The organism is Pseudomonas sp. CJQ_9 (genome assembly GCF_043106615.1).
Taxonomy (GTDB): domain Bacteria; phylum Pseudomonadota; class Gammaproteobacteria; order Pseudomonadales; family Pseudomonadaceae; genus Aquipseudomonas; species Aquipseudomonas juntendi.
The window spans coordinates 20,245-45,037 of record NZ_JBICMS010000024.1; the positions used below are offsets into that span (position 1 = coordinate 20,245).

The window sequence follows — 24,793 nt, forward strand, 5'->3', positions numbered from 1 at the left end:
GCCTTGCTGGCCTTGTCGCAGGCAAGCCAGCTGCCACAGGGATCGCAGCAGGGCTGGCAGGTGTTTGTCAGAAGATATGCAGCGCTTGTGGTAATCCTGTGGGAGCTGGCTTGCCTGCGATAGGGCACGAACAGGCCACCTTTCTCTCGAAACAAAAGCCCAACAAATTCAAACCCTTGGCTAACCTCAGCGATTCCCGCTAGCATCCGCCCAATCATTTGCGCCAATAATAAGTTCAAACCCGCAGCGCCCAACCATCGAGGCCAGCATGTACATCTATCGTTTGGTCCTGCTTCTGGTCGTGGGGATCTACCTGTTCTCCCCGGCCATCATGGACTGGTGGATCGAACCGACCGGAGCCTGGTACCGCCCGTACCTGCTCTGGCTGATCCTGATCGTCGTCACCTTCATCCTGCAGAGCCAACGAGATGCCGATGAGCTTTAGCCTGACCCAGATGATCCTGATCAGCGCCGGGTACCTCATGGTGCTGTTCGGCGTAGCCTGGGTCAGTGAGCGCGGGCTGATCCCGCGCGCCATCATTCGCCACCCCCTCACCTACACCCTGTCCCTGGGCGTATACGCCAGTGCCTGGGCGTTCTACGGGTCGGTGGGCCTGGCCTACCAGTACGGCTACGGCTTCCTTGCCTGTTACCTGGGGGTGTCCGGTGCATTCCTGCTGGCGCCGGTGCTGCTGTACCCAATCCTGAAGATCACCCGCACTTACCAGCTGTCGTCGTTGGCCGACCTGCTGGCGTTCCGCTTCCGCAGCACCTGGGCAGGCGCGTTGACCACCCTCATCATGCTGATTGGCGTACTGCCGTTGCTGGCGTTGCAGATACAGGCGGTGGCCGACTCGATCAGCATCCTTACCGGTGAGCCGGTCAAGGCCCGGGTGGCCTTCGCGTTCTGTGCGCTGATCATCCTGTTCACCATCTTCTTCGGCTCACGGCATATCGCCACGCGCGAAAAGCATGAAGGGCTGGTGTTCGCCATCGCCTTCGAGTCGGTGATCAAGCTGCTGGCACTGGGCGGCATCGGCCTGTACGCCCTGTATGGCGTGTTTGGCGGCCCGCACGAGCTGGAAGTGTGGCTGCTGCAGAACCAGACCGCCCTGGCTGCCCTGCACACCCCGTTGCAGGAAGGCCCGTGGCGCACCCTGCTGCTGGTGTTCTTCGCCTCGGCCATCGTCATGCCGCACATGTACCACATGGCCTTCACCGAAAACCTCAACCCACGCTCGCTGGTCAGCGCCAGTTGGGGCCTGCCGCTGTTCCTGCTGCTGATGAGCCTGGCCGTGCCGCTGGTACTCTGGGCCGGGCTGCGCCTGGGCGCCAGTACCAACCCCGAGTACTTCACCCTGGGCCTGGGCATTGCCGCCAACAACCAGGCACTGGCCCTGCTGGCCTATATAGGCGGCCTATCGGCGGCCAGCGGCCTGATCATCGTCACCACCCTGGCGCTGTCGGGCATGGCCCTCAACCACCTGGTGCTGCCGCTATACCAGCCCCCGGCCGAGGGCAACATCTACCGCTGGCTGAAATGGACCCGCCGCGCACTGATCGTCGCCATCATCACCGCCGGCTTCATGTTCTACCTGACCCAGAACAACCACCAGAGCCTGGCCAACCTGGGCATCGTGGCGTTCGTGGCCACGCTGCAGTTCCTGCCCGGCGTGCTGTCCGTGCTGTACTGGCCGACCGCCAACCGCCGCGGCTTCATCGCCGGGCTGCTGGCCGGCACGCTGGTGTGGATGGTGACCATGCTGCTGCCGCTGCTGGGCAACCTGCAGGGCTTCTACATCCCGCTGCTGGACATGATCTACGTGCTGGACGATACCAGCTGGCACATGGCGGCCATCGCCTCGCTGGCGGCCAACGTGCTGCTGTTCACCCTGATTTCGCTGTTCACCAACGCCAGCACCGAAGAAGTCAGCGCCGCAGAAGCCTGCGCGGTGGACAACGTGCGCCGCCCACAGCGCCGCGAACTGCACGCAGCCTCGCCCCAGGAATTCGCGACCCAACTGGCCAAGCCGCTGGGCGCCAAAGCCGCGCAAAAGGAAGTGGAGCAGGCCCTGCGTGACCTTTACCTGCCGTTCGACGAACGCCGGCCATACGCCTTGCGCCGCCTGCGTGACCGTATCGAGGCCAACCTCTCGGGCCTGATGGGCCCGAGCGTGGCCCAGGACATGGTCGAGACCTTCCTGCCGTACAAGTCCGGTAACGAGAACTACGTCACCGAGGACATCCACTTCATTGAAAGCCGCCTGGAAGACTACCACTCGCGCCTGACCGGCCTGGCCGCCGAGCTCGATGCCCTGCGCCGCTACCACCGCCAGACCTTGCAGGAGCTGCCCATGGGCGTCTGCTCGCTGGCCAAGGACCAGGAAATCCTCATGTGGAACAAGGCCATGGAAGAGCTCACCGGCATTGCCGCCAAGCACGTGGTCGGCTCACGCCTGGTGACCATCGCCGAGCCCTGGCGCGGGCTGCTGCAGGGCTTCATCAACGTGCCCGACGAGCACCTGCACAAACAACGCCTGGCACTGGATGGCCAGCCACGTTGGCTGAACCTGCACAAGGCGGCCATCGATGAACCACTGGCCCCCGGTAACAGCGGCCTGGTACTGCTGGTCGAGGACCTGACCGAAACCCAGGCCCTGGAAGACAAGCTGGTGCATTCCGAGCGCCTGGCCAGCATCGGCCGGCTGGCCGCCGGCGTGGCCCACGAAATCGGTAACCCGATCACCGGCATCGCCTGCCTGGCGCAGAACCTGCGCGAGGAGCGTGAGGGCGATGGCGAAATCACCGAGCTGTCCAGCCAGATCCTCGACCAGACCAAACGCGTGTCACGCATCGTCCAGTCGTTGATGAGTTTTGCCCATGCCGGTGGCAGCCACCAGAACAGCGAGGAACCGGTGTGCCTGGCCGAAGTGGCGCAGGACGCCATTGGTCTGCTGGCGTTGAACCGGCGTAATTTCGAAGTACAGTTCTTCAACCTCTGCGACCCTGAGCATTGGGTAGAAGGCGACCCGCAGCGCCTGGCCCAAGTGCTGATCAACCTGCTCTCCAATGCCCGCGACGCCTCGCCGCCCGGCAGCGCAGTGCGCGTGCGCAGCGAGGTGAGCGAGCACACCGTCGACCTGATCGTCGAAGACGAGGGCAGCGGCATTCCGAAGAACATCCAGGACCGTCTGTTCGAGCCGTTCTTCACCACCAAGGACCCCGGCGAGGGAACCGGACTGGGCCTCGCTCTGGTCTATTCCATCGTGGAAGAGCATTATGGGCAAATCACCATCGACAGCCCGGCCGACATCGAACGGCAACGTGGCACCCGGATCCGCGTGACCCTGCCCCGGCATGTCGTAGCGACGTCCCCTGAAATTCGAGACCGTCGAGAGAATTGAATCAATGCCGCATATTCTGATCGTCGAAGACGAAACCATCATCCGCTCGGCCTTGCGTCGTCTGCTCGAGCGGAACCAGTACCAGGTCAGCGAAGCCGGCTCGGTGCAGGAAGCCCAGGAACGCTTCAGCATTGCCACTTTCGACCTGATCGTCAGTGACCTGCGCCTGCCAGGTGCACCCGGCACCGAGCTGATCAAGCTCGGCCAAGGCACCCCGGTGCTGATCATGACCAGCTACGCCAGCCTGCGCTCAGCCGTGGACTCGATGAAGATGGGCGCGGTGGACTACATCGCCAAGCCCTTCGACCACGACGAAATGCTGCAAGCGGTGGCGCGCATCCTGCGCGACCGGCAGAACGCCCCAACTGCAGCACCGGCCGCCGAGCCCCGCGCCAGCACCGGCAAGGCAGCCCCTGCCGACAAAGCAGCCCCGGCAGCGGCCAATGGCGACATCGGTATCATTGGCTCGTGCCCGCCCATGCAGGACATGTACAGCAAGATCCGCAAGGTGGCCCCAACCGATTCCAATGTGCTGATCCAGGGCGAATCGGGTACCGGTAAAGAGCTGGTGGCGCGCGCCCTGCACAACCTGTCGCGGCGGGCCAAGGCGCCGATGATTTCGGTGAACTGCGCGGCCATCCCCGAAACCCTGATCGAGTCCGAACTGTTCGGCCACGAGAAAGGCGCGTTCACCGGCGCAAGTGCCGGGCGTGCCGGCCTGGTGGAGGCCGCCGACGGTGGTACGCTCTTCCTCGATGAAATCGGCGAACTGCCCCTGGAAGCCCAGGCCCGCCTGCTGCGCGTGCTGCAGGAAGGGGAAATTCGCCGGGTCGGTTCGGTGCAGTCGCAAAAGGTCGATGTGCGCCTGATCGCCGCGACCCACCGCGACCTGAAGAACCTGGCCAAGGCCGGCCAGTTCCGCGAAGACTTGTACTACCGCCTGCACGTGATCGCCCTGAAACTGCCCGCGCTGCGCGAGCGCGGCAGCGACGTCAATGAAATCGCCAGTGCTTTCCTGGCCCGCCAGCGTGCGCGCATCGGCCGTGATGACCTGCACTTCTCTGCTGAAGCCGAACAGGCCATTCGTCACTACAGTTGGCCGGGCAACGTACGTGAGCTGGAAAACGCCGTGGAGCGCGCGGTCATCCTCAGCGAGAGCGCAGAAATTTCTGCCGACCTGCTGGGTATCGACATCGAGCTGAGCGACCTGGAAGAAGACGATATTCTCGACAACGCCCTGGCGGTGGCCAGCGCGGCCACTGCCAGCCACGAGCCGACCGAGGACTTGTCCCTGGAAGACTACTTCCAGCACTTCGTGCTCGAGCACCAGGACCACATGACCGAGACCGAACTGGCCCGCAAACTCGGCGTCAGCCGCAAGTGCCTATGGGAACGCCGCCAACGCCTGGGCATTCCGCGGCGCAAGAGCAACGCGACCAGCGATAACTGACCTGCCTGGGTGGGAGGTTCCTCCTGCCCCTTCTCTACCAGCCTCACCGGCCTGTTCGCGGGCTCGCCCGCTCCTACAAGCACAGCGCAACCTGGCAGCCACGGTGACCCTGTGGGAGCGGGCAAGCCCGCGAAACGGCCAGCCACCACCCCAGGTAACACATCCGCTGCCGTAAAAATCTGTTACCCACCCTCTGCGCCGTAACAGTCACCGAGGCGTACGGTAACGAAATCTCCACATTTCGGGCCTGCCACAAACCTGCAGAATCCACCAACCCCTTGATTTTACTGGCTTTTCAAAAGTTGGCACGGCACCTGCTATATCTTTGGTACAAGAACAATAACAAGCACTGCAACTCATAATAAGAACAAGACGAAACGGCTCACGCACAATAAAAACAAGACGGCGGAGGCGCAGCTAACTGATTCTTTTGGAGAGGATGCGTGTTTGGGGCTTGCCCCACGACCAGGCAGAGAACAACAAAAACTGCACTAAAAAGCAGCGCCTGAACTGGTTGGATCAACAGATCAACGTGACATCAGCGGCCAAAGCAATCCGTTTGCTCTTTACCCCCAGTTTGGGGGTCGTCCACAAGCTTCAGGGTTTGTGGGCAGGGCACTCAACAAAAACAAAAAGCCCGGCAAAAAAATAATAAGAGCACGCAACGACACTTCTTGGGGAGCTTAGGCTCCCCTTGTCGTTTCTACGATTCCCGCAGGCCTCCTGCTACCCGCCTACACCATTCCCTGAGTAAATGCTAGAATCCCCGCCCATCATGCGGCCATTCTCCTATTCTTGGCCGAACATTCCTTCAAACAGTGCATCCCATGCTGAAGAAGCTGTTCCAGTCGTTCCGCCCGCCCGTACCGGGCCAGCACCACAGGCGCACCACGCCTGAGGTGATCAACAAGAGCCAGCACTCGTTGCAGCGCCACCAGTTCAGCCGCCACGCGGTGAACATTGTCGAGCGCTTGCAGGCTGCCGGTTACCAGGCATACCTGGTCGGTGGCTGCGTCCGCGACCTGATGCTGGGCATTACGCCGAAAGACTTCGACGTTGCCACCAGTGCCACCCCTGAACAGGTCCGTGCCGAGTTCCGTAATGCGCGCATCATTGGCCGCCGCTTCAAGCTGGTCCATGTGCATTTCGGCCGTGAAATCATCGAAGTCGCTACCTTCCGTGCTCCGCATTCGGAAGATGACCAGAATGACAGCCACCGTTCGTCGCATAACGCCAGTGGTCGCATCCTGCGTGACAACGTATACGGCACCCTGGAAGAAGACGCGCAGCGCCGCGACTTCACCATCAACGCCCTGTACTACGACCCGGTCAGCGAGCGCATTCTCGATTACGCCAACGGCGTACACGATGTTCGCAACCGCCTGCTGCGGCTGATCGGCGACCCCACGCACCGCTACCAGGAAGACCCCGTGCGCATGCTGCGCGCAGTGCGCTTCGCGGCCAAGCTGGACTTCGGTATCGAGAAGCACACCTTCAAGCCGATCCGCGAACTGGCGCCACTGCTGCGCGAAATCCCGCCAGCGCGGTTGTTCGAAGAGTGCCTGAAGCTGTTCCTGTCGGGCCAAGGTGCCATCGCCTTTGAAATGCTGGTCGACCTGGAGCTGTTCGAGCCGCTGTTCCCGGCCAGTGCGCACGCGCTGGAAGAGCGCCCGACCTATACCCACACGCTCATCAGCCAGGCACTGAACAACACCGACCTGCGGGTGAAGCAGGGCAAACCGGTTACGCCGGCGTTCCTGTTCGCCGCGCTGCTGTGGCCTGCCCTGCCAGCCCGCGTGCTGCATTTGCAAAGCCAGGGCGTACCACCGATTCCGGCCATGAATGGCGCAGCCCACGACCTGATCGCCGAGCAATGCGCCCGCATCGCCATCCCCAAGCGCTTCACCCTGCCAATCCGGGAAATCTGGGACATGCAGGAGCGCCTGCCACGCCGCAGCGGCAAGCGCGCCGACATGCTGCTGGACAACCCGCGCTTCCGTGCCGGTTACGACTTCCTGCTGCTGCGTGAAAGCGCAGGCGAAGAAACCGACGACCTGGGGCAATGGTGGACCGATTACCAGGACGCCAACGACAGCGAGCGCCGCGAGATGATCCGCGACCTGGGCAACCGTGACGAAGGCAGCACTGCCGGCCCGCGTAAACGCAAGCGCAGCGGCAGCAAACGCAAGCGCGCAGGCGACGAGGCGTTCGAGTGACGACGCGCGCCTACGTCGGCCTGGGCAGCAACCTGGCTGCACCGGCCGAGCAGTTGCGCAGCGCGTTGCAGGCGCTGGACCAGGTCGCGGCCACGCGGCTTGTAGCAGCCTCTGCCTTCTACACCAGCGATTCGCTGTTGCCCGGGCAGCCACGTTATACCAACGCCGTCGCGGCGCTGGACACCCAGCTGGCACCGCTGGCCTTGCTCGATGCCCTGCAAGCCATCGAGAACGACCAGGGCCGGGTGCGCGCGGAGCGCTGGGGCCCACGCACGCTGGACCTGGACATCCTGTTGTTCGGCGACCAGGTGCTCGACGAGCCCCGCTTGAAGGTGCCGCATTACCACATGCATGCCCGCCCCTTCGTGCTGTACCCGCTGGCCGAGCTGGTACCGGGCGACTTCCGCCTGGCCGATGGCCGCGCCCTGGCACAGCTGCTCGAGGACTGCCCATTCGTCGGCCTGGAGCGCTTGTAAACCGGGTGCTCCAGCCCGTTGCACCGGCCCGATAACGCCAGTAACACCCTGATCGTAACAATGCGGTAACAGGGTGATTGACTTCCCCCACCTCGCTCACGACTATAGGCGTCCCGTGTGGCAACTGACTGCCGCATACCCGTATTTAGGCCCGGACGGACCTGTGCCCGAACATCACGCGCGATGATGTGCCGCTCCGGAAGATGACTACACGCGTTGAATGCAGTCGTTTTTTACAGCGCCTGAACGAGGAATTTCCTACATGCCTGAAGTAACCCTGACCACCCTGCATGGCCTCAAGGCCAAGGGTGAAAAAATCACCATGCTGACCTGCTATGACGCGACCTTCGCCAAAGTCGCCAGCCAGGCCGGTGTTGAAGTGTTGCTGGTGGGCGACTCGCTGGGGATGGTCCTGCAGGGCCACGACAGTACCTTGCCGGTCACCACGGCCGACATGGCCTACCATACCGCCAGCGTCAAACGTGGCAATGACGGCGCGCTGATCCTGGTAGACCTGCCATTCATGGCCCACGCCACCCCGGAACAGGCGTTTGCCAACAGCGCCACGCTGATGCAGGCAGGCGCCCACATGATCAAGATCGAGGGTGCCGCCTGGCTGGCAGAAACCATCCGCCTGCTGGCTGAGCGTGGCGTACCGGTGTGCGCGCACCTGGGCCTGACCCCGCAGACCGTCAACGTACTGGGCGGCTATAAAGTGCAAGGCCGCCAGGAAGCCCAGGCCCGGCAGATGCGCGCTGATGCCATTGCCCTGGAACAGGCCGGTGCAGCCATGCTGCTGCTGGAGTGCGTACCCAGCGAACTGGCCGCGGAAATCACCAACGCGGTCGGTATTCCGGTGATTGGCATCGGCGCCGGCAGTGCCACCGATGGCCAGGTACTGGTGCTGCACGACATGCTTGGCCTGTCGTTGAGCGGCCGGGTGCCCAAGTTCGTGAAGAACTTCATGCAGGGCCAACCGGATATCCACAGCGCCCTCGCCGCTTACGTCGCGGCCGTCAAGCAAGTCAGTTTCCCAGGCAGCGAACACGGGTTCAGTGCATGAATACAGTCAAGACCGTCCGCGAACTGCGCGCAGCAGTAGCCCGTGCCCGCGGTGAGGGCAAGCGCATCGGTTTCGTGCCGACCATGGGCAACCTGCACAGCGGCCACGCGGCTCTGGTCACCAAGGCCGCGCAGCGTGCCGATTTCGTGGTCGCCAGCATCTTCGTCAACCCGCTGCAGTTCGGTGCCAACGAAGACCTGGACAACTACCCGCGCACCTTGGCAGCCGACCAGGAGCGCCTGTTGCAGGCTGGCTGCAACCTCCTGTTCGCACCCAGCGTGGCAGAGATGTACCCCGACGGCATGAGCGTGCAAACCCGGGTCAGTGTTCCCCAGCTTTCCGAAGGCTTGTGCGGCGCCAGCCGGCCAGGGCATTTCGAAGGTGTGGCCACCGTGGTCACCAAGCTGTTCAACATGGTCCAGCCAGACCTTGCGGTGTTCGGTGAAAAGGACTTCCAGCAACTGGCAGTGATCCGCGCCATGGTCCGCGACCTGAACATGCCGATCCAGATCATTGGCGAGCCTACCGTGCGGGCCGACGATGGCCTGGCGCTGTCGTCGCGTAATGGTTACCTCACGCCCGAGCAACGGGCCACCGCGCCTGCGCTGTACCGCACGCTGCAGCATATCGCTTCGGCCATTGGCCGCGGGCAGCGCGACTTTGCCGCGCTGGTTGCCGAAGGGCAGGCGCAGCTGGTTGCCGCGGGTTTGCGTCCAGATTACCTGGAAGTGCGCCATGCCGTGAGCCTGCGCCCGGCAGTGATCGATGATCGCGACCTTGTGGTGATTGCGGCGGCTTACCTGGGTACCACCCGGTTGATCGACAATCTGTACCTGCATGTGGAAGAAAAGACCGCATAAAGGCCTTGGGGCTGCTTTGCAGCCCCCTCAAAATCCCCGTCCCATAGCCATTCCCAGCGCGTGGCCTTTGCCTATAATGATGCAGCCTGAACCCGGCAATGACTGCCGTGTCAAAGGCCTCACCACGCATTAAGGGAACCCCGCGCAATGGCGTATTACCGTACACCCCACGATGTGACGGCGCTGCCCGCCTGGCAGGCGCTTCAGCAACACCGCGACGCCATGCAGAGCTTCAGCATGCGCGACGCCTTCGCCGCCGATGCCCAACGCTTCGACCAGTTTTCCCTTAGCGCTTGCGGCCTGTTTCTCGATTACTCGAAAAACCTGATCACCGAGCAAACCCGCGATCTATTGGTCAACCTGGCCAACGAAGTGGGCCTGCAGGACGCTATCAAGTCGATGTTCAGTGGCGAAATCATCAACGCCTCCGAAGGCCGCCCGGTCCTGCACACCGCATTGCGCCGGCCGGTTGGCGACAAACTCAGCGTCAACGGCGTGAACGTCATGCCGGAGGTGCACAAGGTACTCAACCAGATCACCGAACTGGTTGGCCGCATCCATGATGGCCTGTGGCGTGGCTACAGCGAAAAGCCGATCACCGACGTGGTCAACATTGGTATCGGCGGCTCGTTCCTCGGCCCGGAGCTGGTTTCCGAAGCCCTGCTGCCCTACGCGCAGCGCGGTGTACGCTGCCACTACCTGGCCAATATCGACGGCAGCGAGTTCCACGAACTGTCGGCCAAGCTGCGCGCCGAAACGACCCTGTTCATTGTTTCGTCGAAGTCGTTCAACACCCTCGAAACCCTGAAAAACGCCATGGCCGCACGTACCTGGTACCTGGCCCAGGGCGGTTCGGAGGCCGAGCTGTACCGCCACTTCATTGCGGTTTCCAGCAACAAGGCTGCCGCGGTGGCCTTCGGTATCCGCGAAGAGAACATCTTCCCGATGTGGGACTGGGTGGGGGGGCGCTACTCGCTGTGGTCGGCCATCGGCCTGCCGATCGCCCTGGCCATCGGCATGGCCAACTTCAAGGAGCTGTTGTCCGGCGCCTACACCATGGACCAGCATTTCCAGACCGCGCCGTTCGACAAGAACATGCCAGTACTGCTGGCCCTGCTGGGCGTGTGGTACGGCAACTTCTGGGGCGCCAGCAGCCATGCGATCCTGCCGTACGACCACTACCTGCGCAACATCACCAAGCACCTGCAGCAACTGGACATGGAGTCCAACGGCAAGAGTGTGCTGCAGGACGGCACCCCGGTTAAAACCGAAACCGGCCCGGTGATCTGGGGTGGCGTCGGCTGTAATGGCCAGCACGCCTACCATCAGTTGCTGCACCAAGGCACCCAGCTGATTCCGGCCGACTTCATCGTGCCGGTCGTGAGCTTCAACCCGGTTGCCGACCATCACCAGTGGCTGTACGCCAACTGCCTGTCGCAAAGCCAGGCCTTGATGCTGGGTAAAACCCGCGAAGAAGCCGAAGCCGAGCTGCGTGGCAAAGGCCTGAACGAAGCAGACATCGAAAAGCTGGCCCCGCACAAGGTGATCCCGGGCAACCGCCCGAGCAACACCCTGGTGGTAGAGCGCATCAGCCCACGCCGTTTGGGGGCGCTGGTGGCCATGTATGAACACAAGGTGTTCGTGCAAAGCGTGGTATGGGGCATCAACGCCTTCGACCAGTGGGGCGTGGAGTTGGGCAAGGAGCTGGGCAAGGGCGTGTACCAGCGCCTGGTCGGCAGCCTGGACGACAGCGCCGAAGATGGTTCGACCCAAGGCTTGATCAACTACTTCCGTGGCCGTCATCGCGGGTGATCTCAAGCCTGTAACGGCTTCTTCGCGGGCACGCCCGCTCCCACAGATACTGCGCCTCACTTGCGGGAGGCGCTATTCCTGTGGGAGCGGGCATGCCCGCGAAGAGGCCGGCACAGTTTGAACACCTCTCCCAGCTACACTGTCCTATCGAATAGCCGTTGCAGTCCATCGCCCCTTACAAGAGCAGGACCACCGCCATGTTCGATATCCGCAACTATCCCCAGGCTCTGGCCGTCACCCAGTCCGCCGCCCTCACCCCTGACGACTACCAGCGCCTGTACCGCCAGTCGGTAGAAGACCCCGACGCCTTCTGGGCCGAGCAAGCCAAGCGCCTGGACTGGATCAAGCCATGGTCAAGCGTGCAGCAGTGCGACCTGCGTTCCGGCGAGGCCCGCTGGTTCGACGGCGCACAGCTCAACGTCAGTTACAACTGCATCGACCGCCACCTGGCCCAGCGCGCTGAGCAGACGGCCTTGCTGTGGGAGGGCGACGACCCGAAAGATGCCAAAGCCATCAGCTACCGCGAACTGCACCGCGAAGTCTGCCGCCTGGCCAACGCCCTGAAGGCGCGCGGGGTGAAGAAAGGCGACCGCGTGTGCATCTACATGCCGATGATCCCCGAAGCAGCGTACGCCATGCTGGCCTGCACCCGCATCGGCGCGATCCATTCGGTGGTGTTCGGTGGTTTCTCGCCGGACGCCCTGCGTGATCGTCTTCTCGATGCCGACTGCCGTACGGTGATTACCGCCGATGAAGGCGTGCGCGGCGGTAAGCGTATCCCGTTGAAGCAGAACGTCGACAAAGCCCTGGCCAGTTGCCCCGCCGTCAGCAGCGTCTTCGTGGTCCGCCGTACCGCAGGCGAGGTGGACTGGGCAGAGGGCCGCGACCTCTGGTACCACGAGGCAACCGAACACGCCGGCGACGACTGCGCCCCCGAGCCCATGGCAGCCGAAGACCCGCTGTTCATCCTCTACACCTCCGGCAGCACCGGCAAACCCAAAGGCGTGCTGCACACCACCGCCGGCTACCTGTTGCAGGCGACCCTGACCTTCAAGGTGGTGTTCGATTACCGCGACGGCGAAGTGTTCTGGTGCACCGCGGATGTGGGCTGGGTGACCGGGCACAGCTACATCGTCTATGGCCCATTGGCCAACGGTGCCATCTCGCTGATGTTCGAAGGGGTACCGAACTACCCGGACACCTCGCGCTTCTGGCAGGTGGTGGACAAGCACCAGGTCAATATTTTCTACACCGCGCCGACCGCGCTGCGGGCACTGATGCGCGAGGGCTCGGGCCCACTGCAGGGCACCTCGCGCAAAAGCCTGCGCCTGCTGGGCAGTGTCGGCGAGCCGATCAACCCGGAAGCCTGGGAGTGGTACTTCGAAGAGGTCGGGCAAAAGCGCTGCCCCATTGTCGACACCTGGTGGCAGACCGAAACCGGCGGCATCATGTTGACCCCCCTGCCCGGCTCTACCACGTTCAAACCGGGCTGTGCCACCCAGCCCATGTTCGGCGTACAGCCCGCCCTGCTGGATGAAAAGGGCGAGGTGATCGACGGGCCGGGTGCCGGCCTGTTGGTGATCAAGGCCAGCTGGCCCGGGCAAATCCGCAGTGTCTATGGTGACCACCAACGCATGGTCGACACGTACTTCAAACCCATGCCCGGTTACTACTTCACCGGCGATGGCGCCCGCCGCGACGCCGACGGCGACTACTGGATCACCGGGCGCATTGACGACGTGATCAATGTGTCAGGGCACCGTATCGGCACGGCCGAAGTGGAAAGCGCACTGGTGTTGCATGACCGCGTCGCTGAGGCCGCCGTGGTCGGCTACCCGCATGACCTAAAGGGCCAGGGCGTGTACGCCTTCGTCACGGCCATGAATGGCGTTACACCGGACGAAGCGCTCAAGGCCGAGCTACTCGCCATGGTCAGCAAGGAAATCGGCAGTTTCGCCAAGCCCGAATTGATCCAGTGGGCCCCGGCACTGCCCAAGACCCGCTCCGGCAAGATCATGCGGCGTATACTGCGCAAGATCGCCTGCAATGAGCTGGACAACCTGGGCGATACTTCGACGCTGGCCGACCCCGCCGTGGTGCAGGACCTGATCGACAAACGCCTCAACCAATAACCGGCGGCCGCTGCTGATGGCCGCCCTGTATCGCAGGTCGCCATGGAAGCCCTACGCCGCCGTATTGAAACCCAGGTCATGAGCCTTACCGGGCTGGCCCTCGGCCAGCTCGACCTGGAGTCCCCCAAGGGTGACCCAGGGCTCTTCGGCCCGCACAGTGTCAGTTGGCAGGTGCATGGCGATTTTCCGAGCATGCTGGTGGGCGGCATCAGCGCACTGATGCTGCAGCTGTTGCATCCGCTGGCCCTGGCCGGCGTGTGGGACCACTCCAACTTCCGCGAGGACTTGCTCGGCCGCCTGCGGCGCACCAGCCAGTTCATCTCCGGCACAACCTTCGGCGCGACCGGTGATGCCGAGTGGCTGATCGACAAAGTGCGCACCATCCACCTGCAAGTGACCGGCACCGCACCGGATGGCCGGCCCTACGCGGCCAGCGACCCAGCCTTGCTGACCTGGGTGCATGTGGCAGAGGTCAGCAGCTTTCTGGCCGCCCACTTGCGCTACCGTAACCCGCACCTGCCGCGCAGCGAGCAAGATGCCTACTACAACGAAATCGCCTTGATCGCCGAGCGCCTCGGCGCCCGTGACGTACCACGCTCGTGCCAGCAGGTGGAGGCCTACCTGCAAGCCATGCGCCCGCAACTGCACTGTGATGCGCGCAGCCACGAGGTCATGCGGATTCTGCTCGACGCCCCTGCCCCCAGCCGCCTGGCTCAACCGGTGGGCAAACTGATGCTGCACGCCGGCATCGACCTGCTGCCTGGCTGGGGCCAGAGCCTGCTTGGCCTGCAGCACCGGCCCTGGCAGCAGCGCCTGATCCGCCTGGGCCTCAAACCCACGGCAGCGCTGCTGCGCTGGGCAATGCGCGACGGCTCCGCGCACCGCGCCAGGCGGCGCATGGGCATCGAGTGAGGGCAACAGGTCGCGCCTGCGGAACTGATTTAACGTGCCATACTCCAAGCACTCCTGCTCAGACCGACGAAGCGACACATGTACAAAGGATTGACTCGCGCCGCTGGCGCCAGCGTGGCCCTGGTAGCCCTCTACAGCCTGCTTGGGTTCCTGATTCTTCCCGGCGTGGCGCTGCGTATCGCCAATCAGCAATTGGCCAAGTACGCAACCGTGCCCGCGCACCTTGAACGCATCGAACTCAACCCCTTCAGCCTCGAGCTGACCCTGTGGGGCCTGCAGCTGGGCGAGCCTGGCAAGGAGCAGGTCGGGTTTGACCGGTTGTACGCCAACCTGTCGCTCGACAGCCTGTGGAGCAAGGCCCTGCACCTGGAAGCGGTCGAGCTCGACAAGCCCCGCCACCAGGTCCTGTTCGCCAAAGACGGCACACTCAACCTGACGACGTTGTTCAAGCTGCCGCCGAGCGAAGCCAAGCCCGACGAGCCACCCAGCGAACCCTTCCCGTTGCGTATCGGCAGCATCAAGCTCAAGCAAGGCTTGCTGCACTTCCAGGACATGCGCCCGAGCGAACCCATCGAGTTCCTCTACGACAACATGAACCTGGAGCTGAAGAACCTCAGCACCTTGCCTGACGACAACGCCGACATGACCCTGGTGGCCAACGGCCCCAACGGCGGGCGCATCGACTGGAACGGTACCCTCAGCCTGTCGCCGATCGCCTCGCAAGGCACGCTGAAAGTCACCGACGCCAAGATGAAGCTGTTCTGGCCCTACGTGCGCGATGCCGTGCCCCTGGTGCTGCAGGACGGGCTGGTCAGCCTTCAGACCCAGTACAAGCTCAACCTCGCCAAGCAGACCGAGCTGCTGCTGGACAACGCCACGCTGCGCGTGGCCCCGTTCGCCATCAACGCGCCAGACGGCCGCCCGTTGGCGCGCCTGGCCAACCTGGAGGTGAGCGAGACGACCGTCGACCTGGTCAAGCAACAGGTGAGTGTGGGCAAGCTGCGCAGCGACAAGCTGGAAACCTGGGCTGCACTGGAAAAGGACGGCCAGCTCGACTGGCAGAAGCTGTTCGCCAGCCAACCGGCCAAAGCCACGCCGAAAGAAAAGGCCGAACCGGCTGCCGCCGGCCCTGCGCCTGAGCCGCAATCGGCCAACGAACCGGCCAAGCCTTGGCAGGTATTGCTCAAGGACGTGCAACTGCGCAACTACCTGGTGCACCTGGCAGATCGCAGCCAGAAAGAACCGGTAGCGCTCGATGTCGGCCCGCTGAATGTCGACCTGCAAGGCTTCGACAGCCTCAACCAGTCCCCCTTCACCCTCAAGCTCGATACCGGCGTAGGCAAGCAAGGCAAGCTGCAGGCCGCCGGCCAGGTGAACCTGGCGCCCATCCAGGCCAAGCTCGACGTCAGCACCCGCGACATCGACCTGCGCGTGGCCCAGGCCTACGTCAGCCCGTTCATCCTGCTGGAACTGCGCAGCGGCATGCTCGACAGTGACCTCAAGGTCGACCTGAAGAACACCGCGCCACTGGCCTTCACGGTCACCGGCAAGGCCCAGGTCAGCCAACTGCATACGTTGGACACCATCAAGAGCCGGGACTTTGTGAAATGGCAACAGGTCAACGTAGACGGCTTGTCGTATGTGCACGGTGATGCCCTGTCGATCGACAAGGTGACCCTGCAGGAGCCCTACGCGCGCTTCATCATCAACGAAGACCGCACGACCAACGTCAATGACCTGTTGATCCCGCAACCGGCCGGCGCCAAGCCAAGCAGCCCGGCCACAACGGCCCCCGCCAGCAGCAGCAAGCCGCTGGGCATTCATATTGGCCAGGTCGACATCAAGAACGGCTCGGCCAACTTTGCCGACCTGTCCCTTACCCCCAACTTCGCCACCGCCGTGCAGCAACTCAACGGGCAGATCGGCACCATCGACAACCGCAAGCCGGTGCCTGCCAAGGTTGACGTGAAAGGCAAGGTCGACCGCTACGCCCCGGTTACCATCAAGGGCGCCCTCAACCCGTTCAACCCGCTGGCCAGCCTGGACATCGCCACCAGCTTCAAGCGCGTCGAGCTGACCACCTTGACGCCCTACTCCGGCAAATTCGCCGGTTACCGCATCCGCAAAGGCCGGCTCAACCTCGACTTGCACTACCTGATCACCAATGGCCAGCTCAAAGCCGAGAACAAGGTGGTGGTGGAGCAACTGCAGTTAGGTGAGAAAGTCGACAGCCCGGATGCGGTCGACCTGCCGATCCGCCTGGCGGTGGCGTTGTTGAAGGACACTCAAGGCAAGATCTCGATCGAGCTGCCGGTGTCGGGCGACCTCAACAACCCGCAGTTCAGCGTTATGCCGATCGTCTGGCAAACCCTGCGCAACCTGGTGCTGCGGGCAGCCCAGGCGCCCTTCAAGTTCATCGGTGGGCTGATCACTGGCGGCGGTTCGCAAGACCTGGGTAACGTCGCCTTCGCCCCCGGTTCCAGTACCCTCAGTGGCGATGCCCAGGCGGCGCTGGACAAGCTGGCTTCCGCGCTTAAAGAACGCCCGGAATTGCGCCTGGAAATCGAGGGCACCAGCGCCCAGGCCAGCGATGGCCCACTGATTGCCCAGCAACGCCTGGAACGTGAGTATCAGGCCACCTGGTACAAGATATTGCAGCGCCGCGGCGACAAGGTGCCTGCCAATGCCTCTATGCTGGTGGTCGACGACAGCGACAAACCCGCGATGCTCGAAGGCATCTACCGTGCGCGCCTGAAGCAACAACCGCCGGCCGAATGGGAGCAACTAAGCCGTGACGAACGCACGGCCAAGTTGCGCGATGCGGTGATCAAGTCGTGGGCGGAGAGTACTGCATTGTTGCGCACGCTGGGTCAGGAGCGGGCCAGCAGCATCAAGGATTACCTGGTCGACAAAGGCAAGCTGGAAGATGACCGGGTGTATTTCATCGACACCAGCCTGGGGCAGCCCGAGAAAGACGGCCGGGTGGTCACGCCGATGCATCTGGATGCCGAGTAGGCGCAAGCGGCACCAATGAAAAGCCCCGGCATAGGCCGGGGCTTTTCATTTTTGAAGGTGGCCAAATCCGTTTGGCCAACGGGACATCCCTTATTCGGCTTTCAGGCCGTCAGCCGAAACGGCCTGTACGCCTTTGATCTTCTTGGCAATGCTGACTGCCATTTCTTTCTGGGACTCAGTCACTTTCATGTCAGACGACAGCGAAACCACGCCTTTGTTGGTTTCTACCTTGATGTCGCTGCCCGGTACGCCTTTCTCGGTCATCAGGTCAGCTTTGACCTTGGTGGTGATCCAGGTATCGGAGGTAGCTTCCTTGGCTTTGGTCACCTCACCGGCCGCCAGCATCATCGGGGCCTGGGTGGTCTGTTGGGCAAAAGCCGCATTAGCCATGGTCAGGGTCAGAGCGGTAGCAGTAGCGGCAGCAATGGCGAACTTCTTCATGTGGGTCACTCCTGTTTTTCGAAAGGTCTGCGCCGTGTGTCCTGGCGTCAGGTATGAAGGTAGTTGCATGCGCTGTGCCAGGTTTTGATTTTCTATTAAAACCTTATAAATCAGTACTTTAGCGATTAAGCGAAACGGCAGTAATCATGCATTTTGCAATCTGCACCTGCAACCTGCATGCAAGATGCAAGTCCGCAAAAGGTTCCCGCCCCGGTCAAAAAAAAAGAGCCCCGAAGGGCTCTTCCATTGCTGCGTAGCGGTCGCTTAAACGCCCGAGGCCTTGGCCGCGGCTACGTCCTTGATCGACAGCTTGATACGGCCGCGGTTGTCCACGTCCAGCACCAGTACTTCAACTTCCTGGCCTTCCTTCAGGATGTCGGTGACTTTCTCGACGCGCGCATCGCTCAGCATGGAGATGTGCACCAGGCCGTCTTTGCCAGGCAGGATATTGACGAAGGCGCCGAAGTCGACGATACGCTCGACCTTGCCGACGTAGATCTTGCCGATCTCGGCCTCGGCGGTGATGCCCAGGATGCGCTGCTTGGCAGCATCTGCCGCTTCCTTGGTTTCGCCGAAGATCTTGATCGAGCCGTCGTCTTCGATGTCGATCGAAGCCTTGGTCTCTTCGCAGATGGCGCGAATGGTGGCACCGCCTTTACCGATCACGTCACGGATCTTGTCGGTGTCGATCTTCATCGAGATCATGGTAGGCGCGTTGGCCGACAGCTCGGTACGCGACTGGCCAATGACCTGGTTCATCTGGCCGAGGATGTTCAAGCGCGCTTCCAGGGCTTGGCCTAGGGCGATTTCCATGATCTCTTCGGTGATGCCGTTGATCTTGATGTCCATCTGCAGCGCGGTGACGCCTTTGGCGGTACCGGCTACCTTGAAGTCCATGTCGCCCAGGTGGTCTTCGTCACCGAGGATGTCGGTCAGGACCGCGAACTTGTCGCCTTCCTTCACCAGGCCCATGGCGATACCGGCCACTGGCGCCTTCATCGGCACACCGGCGTCCATCAGCGCCAGCGAAGCACCGCAGACCGAAGCCATGGAGCTGGAACCGTTGGATTCGGTGATTTCCGAGACCACGCGGATGGTGTACGGGAACACGTCGGCGGCAGGCAGCATGGCCTGGACCGAACGACGGGCCAGACGGCCGTGGCCGATTTCACGACGGCCAGCGCCGCCCATGCGGCCACACTCACCTACCGAGAACGGTGGGAAGTTGTAGTGCAGCATGAAGGGGTCTTTCTTCTCGCCTTCGAGGGTGTCCAGCAGCTGGGCGTCACGGGCAGTACCCAAGGTCGCAACCACCAGGGCCTGGGTTTCACCGCGAGTGAACAGCGCCGAACCGTGGGTTTTCGGCAGCACGCCCACTTCGATGTTCAGCGGGCGAACGGTCTTGGTGTCGCGGCCGTCGATACGTGGCTTGCCGTTGACGATGTTTTCGCGAACGGTGCGGTATTCGATTTCGCCGAAGATGTCTTTTACTTCAGCAGCCGAAGGCTGGCCTTCTTCACCGGAGAACTTGGCCACCGCCTGGTCACGCAGCTCGCCCAGGCGCGCATAGCGGTCGGCCTTGACGGTGATGGTGTAGCCTTGCGAAACCGCTTCGCCGAACTCGGCACGGATAGCGTTGAACAGCTCGGTGTTGGCCACCGCAGGTTTCCAGTCCCAGGTTGGCTTGCCCGCTTCGGCAGCCAGCTCTTTCACCGCCTGGATCACGGCCTGGAACTCGTCATGGGCGAACAGTACCGCGCCCAGCATCTGGTCTTCGGTCAGCTCTTGGGCTTCCGATTCAACCATCAGAACGGCGTCGGAGGTACCGGCAACGACCATGTCCAGGCTGGAGGCAGCCAGTTGCTCGTAAGTCGGGTTCAGCAGGTAGCCGGTGCTTTCGTGGAAGGCCACGCGCGCGGCGCCGATCGGGCCTTCGAACGGAATACCGGAAATGGCCAGGGCAGCCGAGGTACCGATCATCGCAGCGATGTCCGGGTCAGTCTTCTTGCTGGTGGAAACCACGGTGCAGACGACCTGCACTTCGTTCATGAAGCCTTCCGGGAACAGCGGGCGGATCGGACGGTCGATCAGGCGCGAGGTCAGCGTCTCTTTCTCGGAAGGACGGCCTTCACGCTTGAAGAAGCCACCTGGGATCTTGCCGGCGGCGTAGGTCTTTTCCTGGTAGTGAACCGACAGCGGGAAGAAGCCCTTGCCTGGATCAGCCTGTTTGGCGCCTACCACAGTCACCAGCACGGTGACGTCGTTATCGACGGTAACCAGCACGGCGCCGGTTGCCTGACGGGCAATACGGCCCGTTTCGAGAGTGACGGTCGATTGACCGAACTGGAAAGTCTTGATTACCGGGTTCACGGTTTCCTACCTTTTTCAGTGGCTCTTGGGGGAACTGGTTTCTTGCGAATTCTTGGGCAGAACGGGGAATCGGCCCCATTGACCGTCCAGATACAACACGAGGCTGGGAGCCTGGCCGCTGCGCGGTAAACCGCTCAGCTCAACCAGGCTGCCAACCTCGGAGATACGCGTGGCGTGCCCGACGACCCTGCTGCGAAACAGCAAAGCCGAAGCCTGCGACACGCCATGCACACCACTGACCAGGCCGCTATTAGCGACGCAGGCCCAGGCGACCGATCAGGGCGCTGTAACGAGTGGTGTCTTTGCCCTTCAGGTAGTCCAGCAGCTTACGACGCTGGTTAACCATACGGATCAGACCACGACGGGAGTGGTGGTCTTTATCGTTGGCCTTGAAGTGGCCTTGCAGCTTGTTGATGTTGTGGGTCAGCAGAGCAACCTGCACTTCCGGGCTACCGGTATCGCCGGCGGCTTGCTGATATTCGGCAACGATCTTAGCTTTTTCTTCAACGCTGAGGGCCATTTGGCTTCTCCTGATAACGGATCCCGCACGCGGGGTCCAATAGGCCAGGGACAAATCCCTGTATTAATAAAAAAGGTGTGACCGTGCCTACTGACAGCCACCCTTGCAGCCGTGGGGTTCGGCAATTGCCTGGCCCCGCGGTTTCGGTCATTCCGACCGAATAAGCCGACGTGGCGCAATGCGCCCGTCTTCGCTCACTTCACCGATACCGATGAAGCGCGCATTATGATCCTGTACCCGGACCATGCCAAATTGTGGCGCGTCCGGCGCGCGTACCGCCTGCCCATGCAGCCAGTAGAACGCACTGTGTTCGGACAGGCTGACCATTGGCCAGTCCTGCAGGCCGCTGTCCGAGGGCATCAGGAAGCGGTCCAGCGCTTCGTTGCCGCCTTCGGCATGAGCCTGTTCGAGCGCTTCGAGGGTCACCGTCTGTGCCAGCGCGAAGGGCCCGGCCTGGGTCCTGCGCAGCTCGGCAACATAGGCGCCGCAGCCCAAAGCCTCACCGATATCCTCCACCAGGGTGCGGATATAGGTGCCTTTGCTGCAACCTACGCTCAACCGTGCACGGGTGCCTTCGCACTCGAGCAACTCCAAGCGGCCAATAGTAACAGAACGCGCCTCGCGCTCCACTACCTCTCCTGCACGTGCCAGCTTGTACAGCGGCTGGCCATCACGCTTGAGTGCCGAGTACATCGGCGGTATCTGGCTGATAGGGCCGCGAAAACGCGGCAGCACTGCCTCGATATCGGCGCGACCAACGGTCACCTCGCGGGTCTGCAGAACCTCACCTTCGGCATCGCCGGTGTTGGTAGTCTGCCCCAGCTGCATGACCGTTTCGTAGCCCTTGTCGGAATCGAGCAAGTACTGCGAAAACTTGGTCGCCTCGCCAAAGCACAACGGCAGCACGCCGGTTGCCAGCGGGTCGAGGCTACCGGTGTGGCCGGCCTTTTCCGCATTCAGCAGCCAGCGTACTTTCTGCAGGGCGGCATTGGAGGTGAAGCCCAGCGGCTTGTCCAGCAGGATGATGCCGCTGACGTTGCGGCGGATACGTTTGACCTGGGCCACCGCTTACTCCTTGGTGTCCGGCTCGTCGGCTTCCTTGTGCATGCGGTCTTCGGCCACTGCACGCTCGATCAGCGCCGACAGGTGCACACCGCGGCTGACACTTTCATCGAAGTGGAAGTGCAGTTGCGGCACGCTGCGCAGTTGCATCGAACGCCCCAGGTGCAGGCGCAGGAAGCTGGCAGCGCTGTTGAGTGCCTTGAGCGACTGCTGCACCGCGTCCGGGGTTTCTTCGCCCATGACGGTGATGAACACCTTGGCATGGCCCAGGTCGCGGCTGACGTCCACGGCGGTGATGGTCACCAGGCCGACACGCGGGTCTTTGACTTCGCGACGGATCAGCTCGGCCAGCTCGCGCTGCATCTGATCGCCAATACGTTGGGTACGGCTATATTCTTTGGCCATTCTTGCTACCTGTAACTTAAAGCGGCAAACGCCCGGGCAGACCTGAGCCTGACCGGGCGCTACCTGAAGAGGTACCGCAAGCCGCCCTGCAAAGGGCGCTTGCGGCTCGCTCGCCCTTAAAGGGTACGAGCCACCTGGACTTTCTCGAAGACTTCGATCTTGTCGCCGACCTTGACGTCGTTGTAGCTCTTGACGCCAATACCGCACTCCATGCCCGAACGCACTTCGGAGGCGTCGTCCTTGAAGCGACGCAGCGATTCCAGCTCGCCTTCGAAGATCACAACGTCGTCGCGCAGTACGCGGATCGGACGGTTGCGGTACACGGTACCCTCGATGACCATACAGCCAGCGATGGCGCCGAATTTCGGCGAACGGAACACGTCACGCACTTCGGCAACACCCAGGATGTTCTCGCGAACATCGCTGCCGAGCATGCCGGTCAGGGCCTTCTTGACGTCTTCGATGATGTCGTAGATCACGTTGTAGTAACGCATATCCAGACCTTCCTGCTCGACGATCTTGCGCGCACCGGCATCGGCACGCACGTTGAAGCCGAACAGTACAGCGTTCGAAGCCAGCGCCAGGTTGGCATCGCTCTCGGTGATACCACCGACGCCACCACCAATCACGCGCACTTGCACTTCGTCGTTGCCCAGGCCGCCAAGCGAACCCTGCAGCGCCTCGAGAGAACCACGTACATCGGTCTTGAGCACGATGTTGAGGGTTTTCTTCTCTTCCTGACCCATGGTCTCGAAGATGTTTTCCAGCTTGCCGGCGTGAGCGCGGGCCAGCTTGACCTCGCGGTACTTGCCTTGACGGAACATGGCAACTTCGCGGGCTTTCTTCTCGTCGGCAACCACGGACAGCTCGTCACCGGCTTCCGGGGTACCGTCCAGGCCAAGGATCTCGACCGGGATCGACGGGCCGGCTTCTTTCACAGGCTTGCCGTTCTCGTCGAGCATGGCACGCACGCGGCCATAGTTGGAACCGCACAGCACCATGTCGCCCTGACGCAGCGTACCGTCCTGAACCAGGATGGTCGCGACCGGGCCGCGGCCCTTGTCCAGGCGCGATTCGACGACCACGCCACGACCAGGTGCAGTCGGCGTAGCGGTCAGTTCGAGGATCTCGGCCTGCAGCAGCACGGCTTCGAGCAGCTCGTCGACACCGGTACCCATCTTCGCCGATACCTTGACGAATGGCGTGTCACCACCCCAGTCCTCGGAGGTAACGCCTTCGACGGCCAGTTCGTTACGGATACGATCGAGGTCAGCACCCGGTTTGTCGATCTTGTTCACTGCAACCACCAGCGGAACGCCAGCTGCCTTGGCATGCTGAACCGCTTCGCGGGTTTGCGGCATTACGCCGTCGTCCGCCGCCACCACCAGGATGACGATGTCGGTCGCCTTGGCACCACGGGCACGCATCTGGGTGAACGCAGCGTGGCCCGGGGTATCGAGGAAGGTGACCATGCCGCGGTCGGTTTCCACGTGGTAGGCACCGATGTGCTGGGTAATGCCACCGGCTTCGCCAGCAGCAACCTTGGCACGACGGATGTAGTCGAGCAGCGAGGTCTTGCCATGGTCAACGTGACCCATGACGGTAACCACCGGCGCGCGGGACTCGGCCTGGCCTTCGAACTTCAGCGATTCGGCCAGGGAATCTTCCAGCGCGGTGTCGCTGATCAGCGTGACCTTGTGGCCCAGCTCTTCAGCGATCAGCTGAGCAGTTTCCTGGTCGAGCACCTGGTTGATGGTGACCGGGGTACCCATCTTGAACATGAACTTGACCACTTCAGCGGCCTTGACCGACATCTGCTGGGCCAGTTCGGAGACGGTGATGGTCTCGCCGATGGTCACGTCACGGATGACTGGACCGGTCGGGTTCTGGAAGCCGTGCTGGTTACGCTTCTTCAGCTTGCTCTTGCCACCACGACCACGACGGGCGCCGTCGCTCTCTTCATCGGTGGTACGCGGAGCGGCACGTGGCGTTGGAGCCTTTTCCTTCTCCTTGACCTTGACCTTGATCGACACGCGAGGGGCTTCGCCACGACGACGGTCGTCATCACGGGTACGGCTCTCGTTGCGACGGGTCTCGTCCTTCTTGCGCTCGGCAGCACGGGCTGCAGCGTCTTCGGAGGCTGGCGCGTCGGCGACGACCGGGGCCGGGGCAGCGGCAGGAGCCGGCTCTGGCTTGGCCGCAGGCGCCGGGGCTGCTGCTGCGGTATCGGCAGCCTGACGGCGAGCCTGTTCCTCGTTGCGCTGGCGAACTTCGGCCTCGACCTTGTCGCGCGCGGCGTTTTCGGCCGCACGGCGCTCTTCCAGCTCACGCTTCTGCTCAGCCTGGATTTCTTCCGGGCTGCGCTGCACGAAAACTTTCTTCTTGCGTACTTCTACGCTGATGCTCTTGCTACCGGCGACACGCAGGGTGCTGGTGGTTTTGCGCTGCAAGGTAATCTTGCGCGGCTCTTCCGCCTTGCTCTTGTGGCTGCTTTTCAAATGAGTCAGCAGGGTCTGCTTCTCATTGTCGGTCACTACCTGACCGGCGTCGGTGTGCGGCAGACCTGCCTCACGCATCTGCTGCAGCAGGCGCTCTACCGGTGCCTCGACCTCTTGGGCCAGTTCTTTCACCGTGACTTGCGTCATGCACTTCTCT

Annotated in this window: 17 protein-coding genes; 11 read left to right on the forward strand and 6 right to left on the reverse strand. The window is 62.5% G+C overall.

Annotated features, from left to right (window positions below; all coding sequences use genetic code 11):
- Positions 1 to 268 precede the first annotated feature (268 nt).
- The 11 genes from ACF8SD_RS03830 (at position 269) to ACF8SD_RS03880 (ending at position 17,340) form a co-directional block, all read left to right on the forward strand.
- The gene (locus ACF8SD_RS03830; protein WP_003250005.1) at positions 269 to 445 is read left to right on the forward strand and encodes a hypothetical protein; all 177 of its coding nucleotides are present in this window, start codon (positions 269 to 271) and stop codon (positions 443 to 445) included.
- On the forward strand, positions 429 to 3,404 hold the full coding sequence (locus ACF8SD_RS03835) for a sensor histidine kinase (RefSeq protein ID WP_173891096.1): 2,976 nt from the start codon (positions 429 to 431) through the stop codon (positions 3,402 to 3,404). The genes ACF8SD_RS03830 and ACF8SD_RS03835 overlap by 17 nt, the downstream gene beginning before the upstream one ends.
- Before the next feature lie 4 nt (positions 3,405 to 3,408).
- Positions 3,409 to 4,854, forward strand: a complete 1,446-nt coding sequence (locus ACF8SD_RS03840; protein WP_173891097.1) for a sigma-54 dependent transcriptional regulator — start codon at positions 3,409 to 3,411, stop codon at positions 4,852 to 4,854.
- An 827-nt stretch (positions 4,855 to 5,681) separates the two neighbouring features.
- Positions 5,682 to 7,070, forward strand: coding sequence for a polynucleotide adenylyltransferase PcnB (locus ACF8SD_RS03845; RefSeq protein WP_173891098.1), 1,389 nt, complete (start codon positions 5,682 to 5,684; stop codon positions 7,068 to 7,070).
- Positions 7,067 to 7,546 carry a 2-amino-4-hydroxy-6-hydroxymethyldihydropteridine diphosphokinase gene (gene folK / locus ACF8SD_RS03850; RefSeq protein WP_173891099.1) on the forward strand — a complete coding sequence of 160 codons (480 nt, stop codon included), beginning with the start codon at positions 7,067 to 7,069 and terminating at the stop codon, positions 7,544 to 7,546. The genes ACF8SD_RS03845 and folK overlap by 4 nt, the downstream gene beginning before the upstream one ends.
- Positions 7,547 to 7,808: 262 nt before the next feature.
- The gene (panB, locus tag ACF8SD_RS03855; protein WP_173891100.1) at positions 7,809 to 8,609 is read left to right on the forward strand and encodes a 3-methyl-2-oxobutanoate hydroxymethyltransferase; all 801 of its coding nucleotides are present in this window, start codon (positions 7,809 to 7,811) and stop codon (positions 8,607 to 8,609) included.
- Complete coding sequence (gene panC, locus ACF8SD_RS03860) at positions 8,606 to 9,469, forward strand: pantoate--beta-alanine ligase (protein WP_173891101.1); 864 nt, start codon at positions 8,606 to 8,608, stop codon at positions 9,467 to 9,469. The genes panB and panC overlap by 4 nt, the downstream gene beginning before the upstream one ends.
- Positions 9,470 to 9,616: 147 nt before the next feature.
- On the forward strand, positions 9,617 to 11,281 hold the full coding sequence (gene pgi / locus ACF8SD_RS03865; RefSeq protein ID WP_161891945.1) for a glucose-6-phosphate isomerase: 1,665 nt from the start codon (positions 9,617 to 9,619) through the stop codon (positions 11,279 to 11,281).
- Positions 11,282 to 11,478: 197 nt separating this feature from the next.
- Positions 11,479 to 13,413 (forward strand): acetate--CoA ligase, encoded by a 1,935-nt coding sequence (acs, locus tag ACF8SD_RS03870; protein WP_392483885.1) that lies wholly within the window; start codon positions 11,479 to 11,481, stop codon positions 13,411 to 13,413.
- 42 nt (positions 13,414 to 13,455) lie between these two features.
- Positions 13,456 to 14,325, forward strand: coding sequence for an oxygenase MpaB family protein (locus tag ACF8SD_RS03875; protein ID WP_392483886.1), 870 nt, complete (start codon positions 13,456 to 13,458; stop codon positions 14,323 to 14,325).
- A 78-nt stretch (positions 14,326 to 14,403) separates the two neighbouring features.
- Positions 14,404 to 17,340 (forward strand): DUF748 domain-containing protein, encoded by a 2,937-nt coding sequence (locus ACF8SD_RS03880; RefSeq protein WP_392483887.1) that lies wholly within the window; start codon positions 14,404 to 14,406, stop codon positions 17,338 to 17,340.
- A gap of 90 nt (positions 17,341 to 17,430) precedes the next feature.
- Here the strand turns inward: ACF8SD_RS03880 and ACF8SD_RS03885 are convergent, their stop codons facing one another.
- From ACF8SD_RS03885 to infB, 6 genes are all read right to left on the reverse strand, one after another.
- Positions 17,431 to 17,781, reverse strand: a complete 351-nt coding sequence (locus tag ACF8SD_RS03885) for a BON domain-containing protein (RefSeq protein ID WP_009685355.1) — start codon at positions 17,779 to 17,781, stop codon at positions 17,431 to 17,433.
- Positions 17,782 to 18,045: 264 nt separating this feature from the next.
- Positions 18,046 to 20,151 (reverse strand): polyribonucleotide nucleotidyltransferase, encoded by a 2,106-nt coding sequence (pnp, locus tag ACF8SD_RS03890; protein WP_009685354.1) that lies wholly within the window; start codon positions 20,149 to 20,151, stop codon positions 18,046 to 18,048.
- Between the two features lie 250 nt (positions 20,152 to 20,401).
- Positions 20,402 to 20,671: a 30S ribosomal protein S15 gene (rpsO, locus tag ACF8SD_RS03895; protein WP_009685353.1), complete on the reverse strand. Its 270-nt coding sequence runs from the start codon at positions 20,669 to 20,671 to the stop codon at positions 20,402 to 20,404.
- A 147-nt stretch (positions 20,672 to 20,818) separates the two neighbouring features.
- Positions 20,819 to 21,736: a tRNA pseudouridine(55) synthase TruB gene (truB, locus tag ACF8SD_RS03900; protein WP_009685352.1), complete on the reverse strand. Its 918-nt coding sequence runs from the start codon at positions 21,734 to 21,736 to the stop codon at positions 20,819 to 20,821.
- 3 nt (positions 21,737 to 21,739) lie between these two features.
- Positions 21,740 to 22,138: a 30S ribosome-binding factor RbfA gene (gene rbfA / locus ACF8SD_RS03905; RefSeq protein WP_009685351.1), complete on the reverse strand. Its 399-nt coding sequence runs from the start codon at positions 22,136 to 22,138 to the stop codon at positions 21,740 to 21,742.
- Positions 22,139 to 22,254: 116 nt separating this feature from the next.
- Positions 22,255 to 24,783, reverse strand: coding sequence for a translation initiation factor IF-2 (infB, locus tag ACF8SD_RS03910; RefSeq protein WP_154211612.1), 2,529 nt, complete (start codon positions 24,781 to 24,783; stop codon positions 22,255 to 22,257).
- Positions 24,784 to 24,793: the final 10 nt, after the last annotated feature.

Coding starts and splice junctions, on each gene's coding strand:
- infB (WP_154211612.1), bottom strand. CDS start 24,783: ATGACGCAAGTCACGGTGAAAGAACTGGCCCAAGAGGTCGAGGCACCG.
- ACF8SD_RS03875 (WP_392483886.1), top strand. CDS start 13,456: ATGGAAGCCCTACGCCGCCGTATTGAAACCCAGGTCATGAGCCTTACC.
- rpsO (WP_009685353.1), bottom strand. CDS start 20,671: ATGGCCCTCAGCGTTGAAGAAAAAGCTAAGATCGTTGCCGAATATCAG.
- ACF8SD_RS03845 (WP_173891098.1), top strand. CDS start 5,682: ATGCTGAAGAAGCTGTTCCAGTCGTTCCGCCCGCCCGTACCGGGCCAG.
- ACF8SD_RS03840 (WP_173891097.1), top strand. CDS start 3,409: ATGCCGCATATTCTGATCGTCGAAGACGAAACCATCATCCGCTCGGCC.
- ACF8SD_RS03880 (WP_392483887.1), top strand. CDS start 14,404: ATGTACAAAGGATTGACTCGCGCCGCTGGCGCCAGCGTGGCCCTGGTA.
- rbfA (WP_009685351.1), bottom strand. CDS start 22,138: ATGGCCAAAGAATATAGCCGTACCCAACGTATTGGCGATCAGATGCAG.
- pgi (WP_161891945.1), top strand. CDS start 9,617: ATGGCGTATTACCGTACACCCCACGATGTGACGGCGCTGCCCGCCTGG.
- acs (WP_392483885.1), top strand. CDS start 11,479: ATGTTCGATATCCGCAACTATCCCCAGGCTCTGGCCGTCACCCAGTCC.
- panB (WP_173891100.1), top strand. CDS start 7,809: ATGCCTGAAGTAACCCTGACCACCCTGCATGGCCTCAAGGCCAAGGGT.
- ACF8SD_RS03830 (WP_003250005.1), top strand. CDS start 269: ATGTACATCTATCGTTTGGTCCTGCTTCTGGTCGTGGGGATCTACCTG.
- ACF8SD_RS03885 (WP_009685355.1), bottom strand. CDS start 17,781: ATGAAGAAGTTCGCCATTGCTGCCGCTACTGCTACCGCTCTGACCCTG.
- ACF8SD_RS03835 (WP_173891096.1), top strand. CDS start 429: ATGCCGATGAGCTTTAGCCTGACCCAGATGATCCTGATCAGCGCCGGG.
- panC (WP_173891101.1), top strand. CDS start 8,606: ATGAATACAGTCAAGACCGTCCGCGAACTGCGCGCAGCAGTAGCCCGT.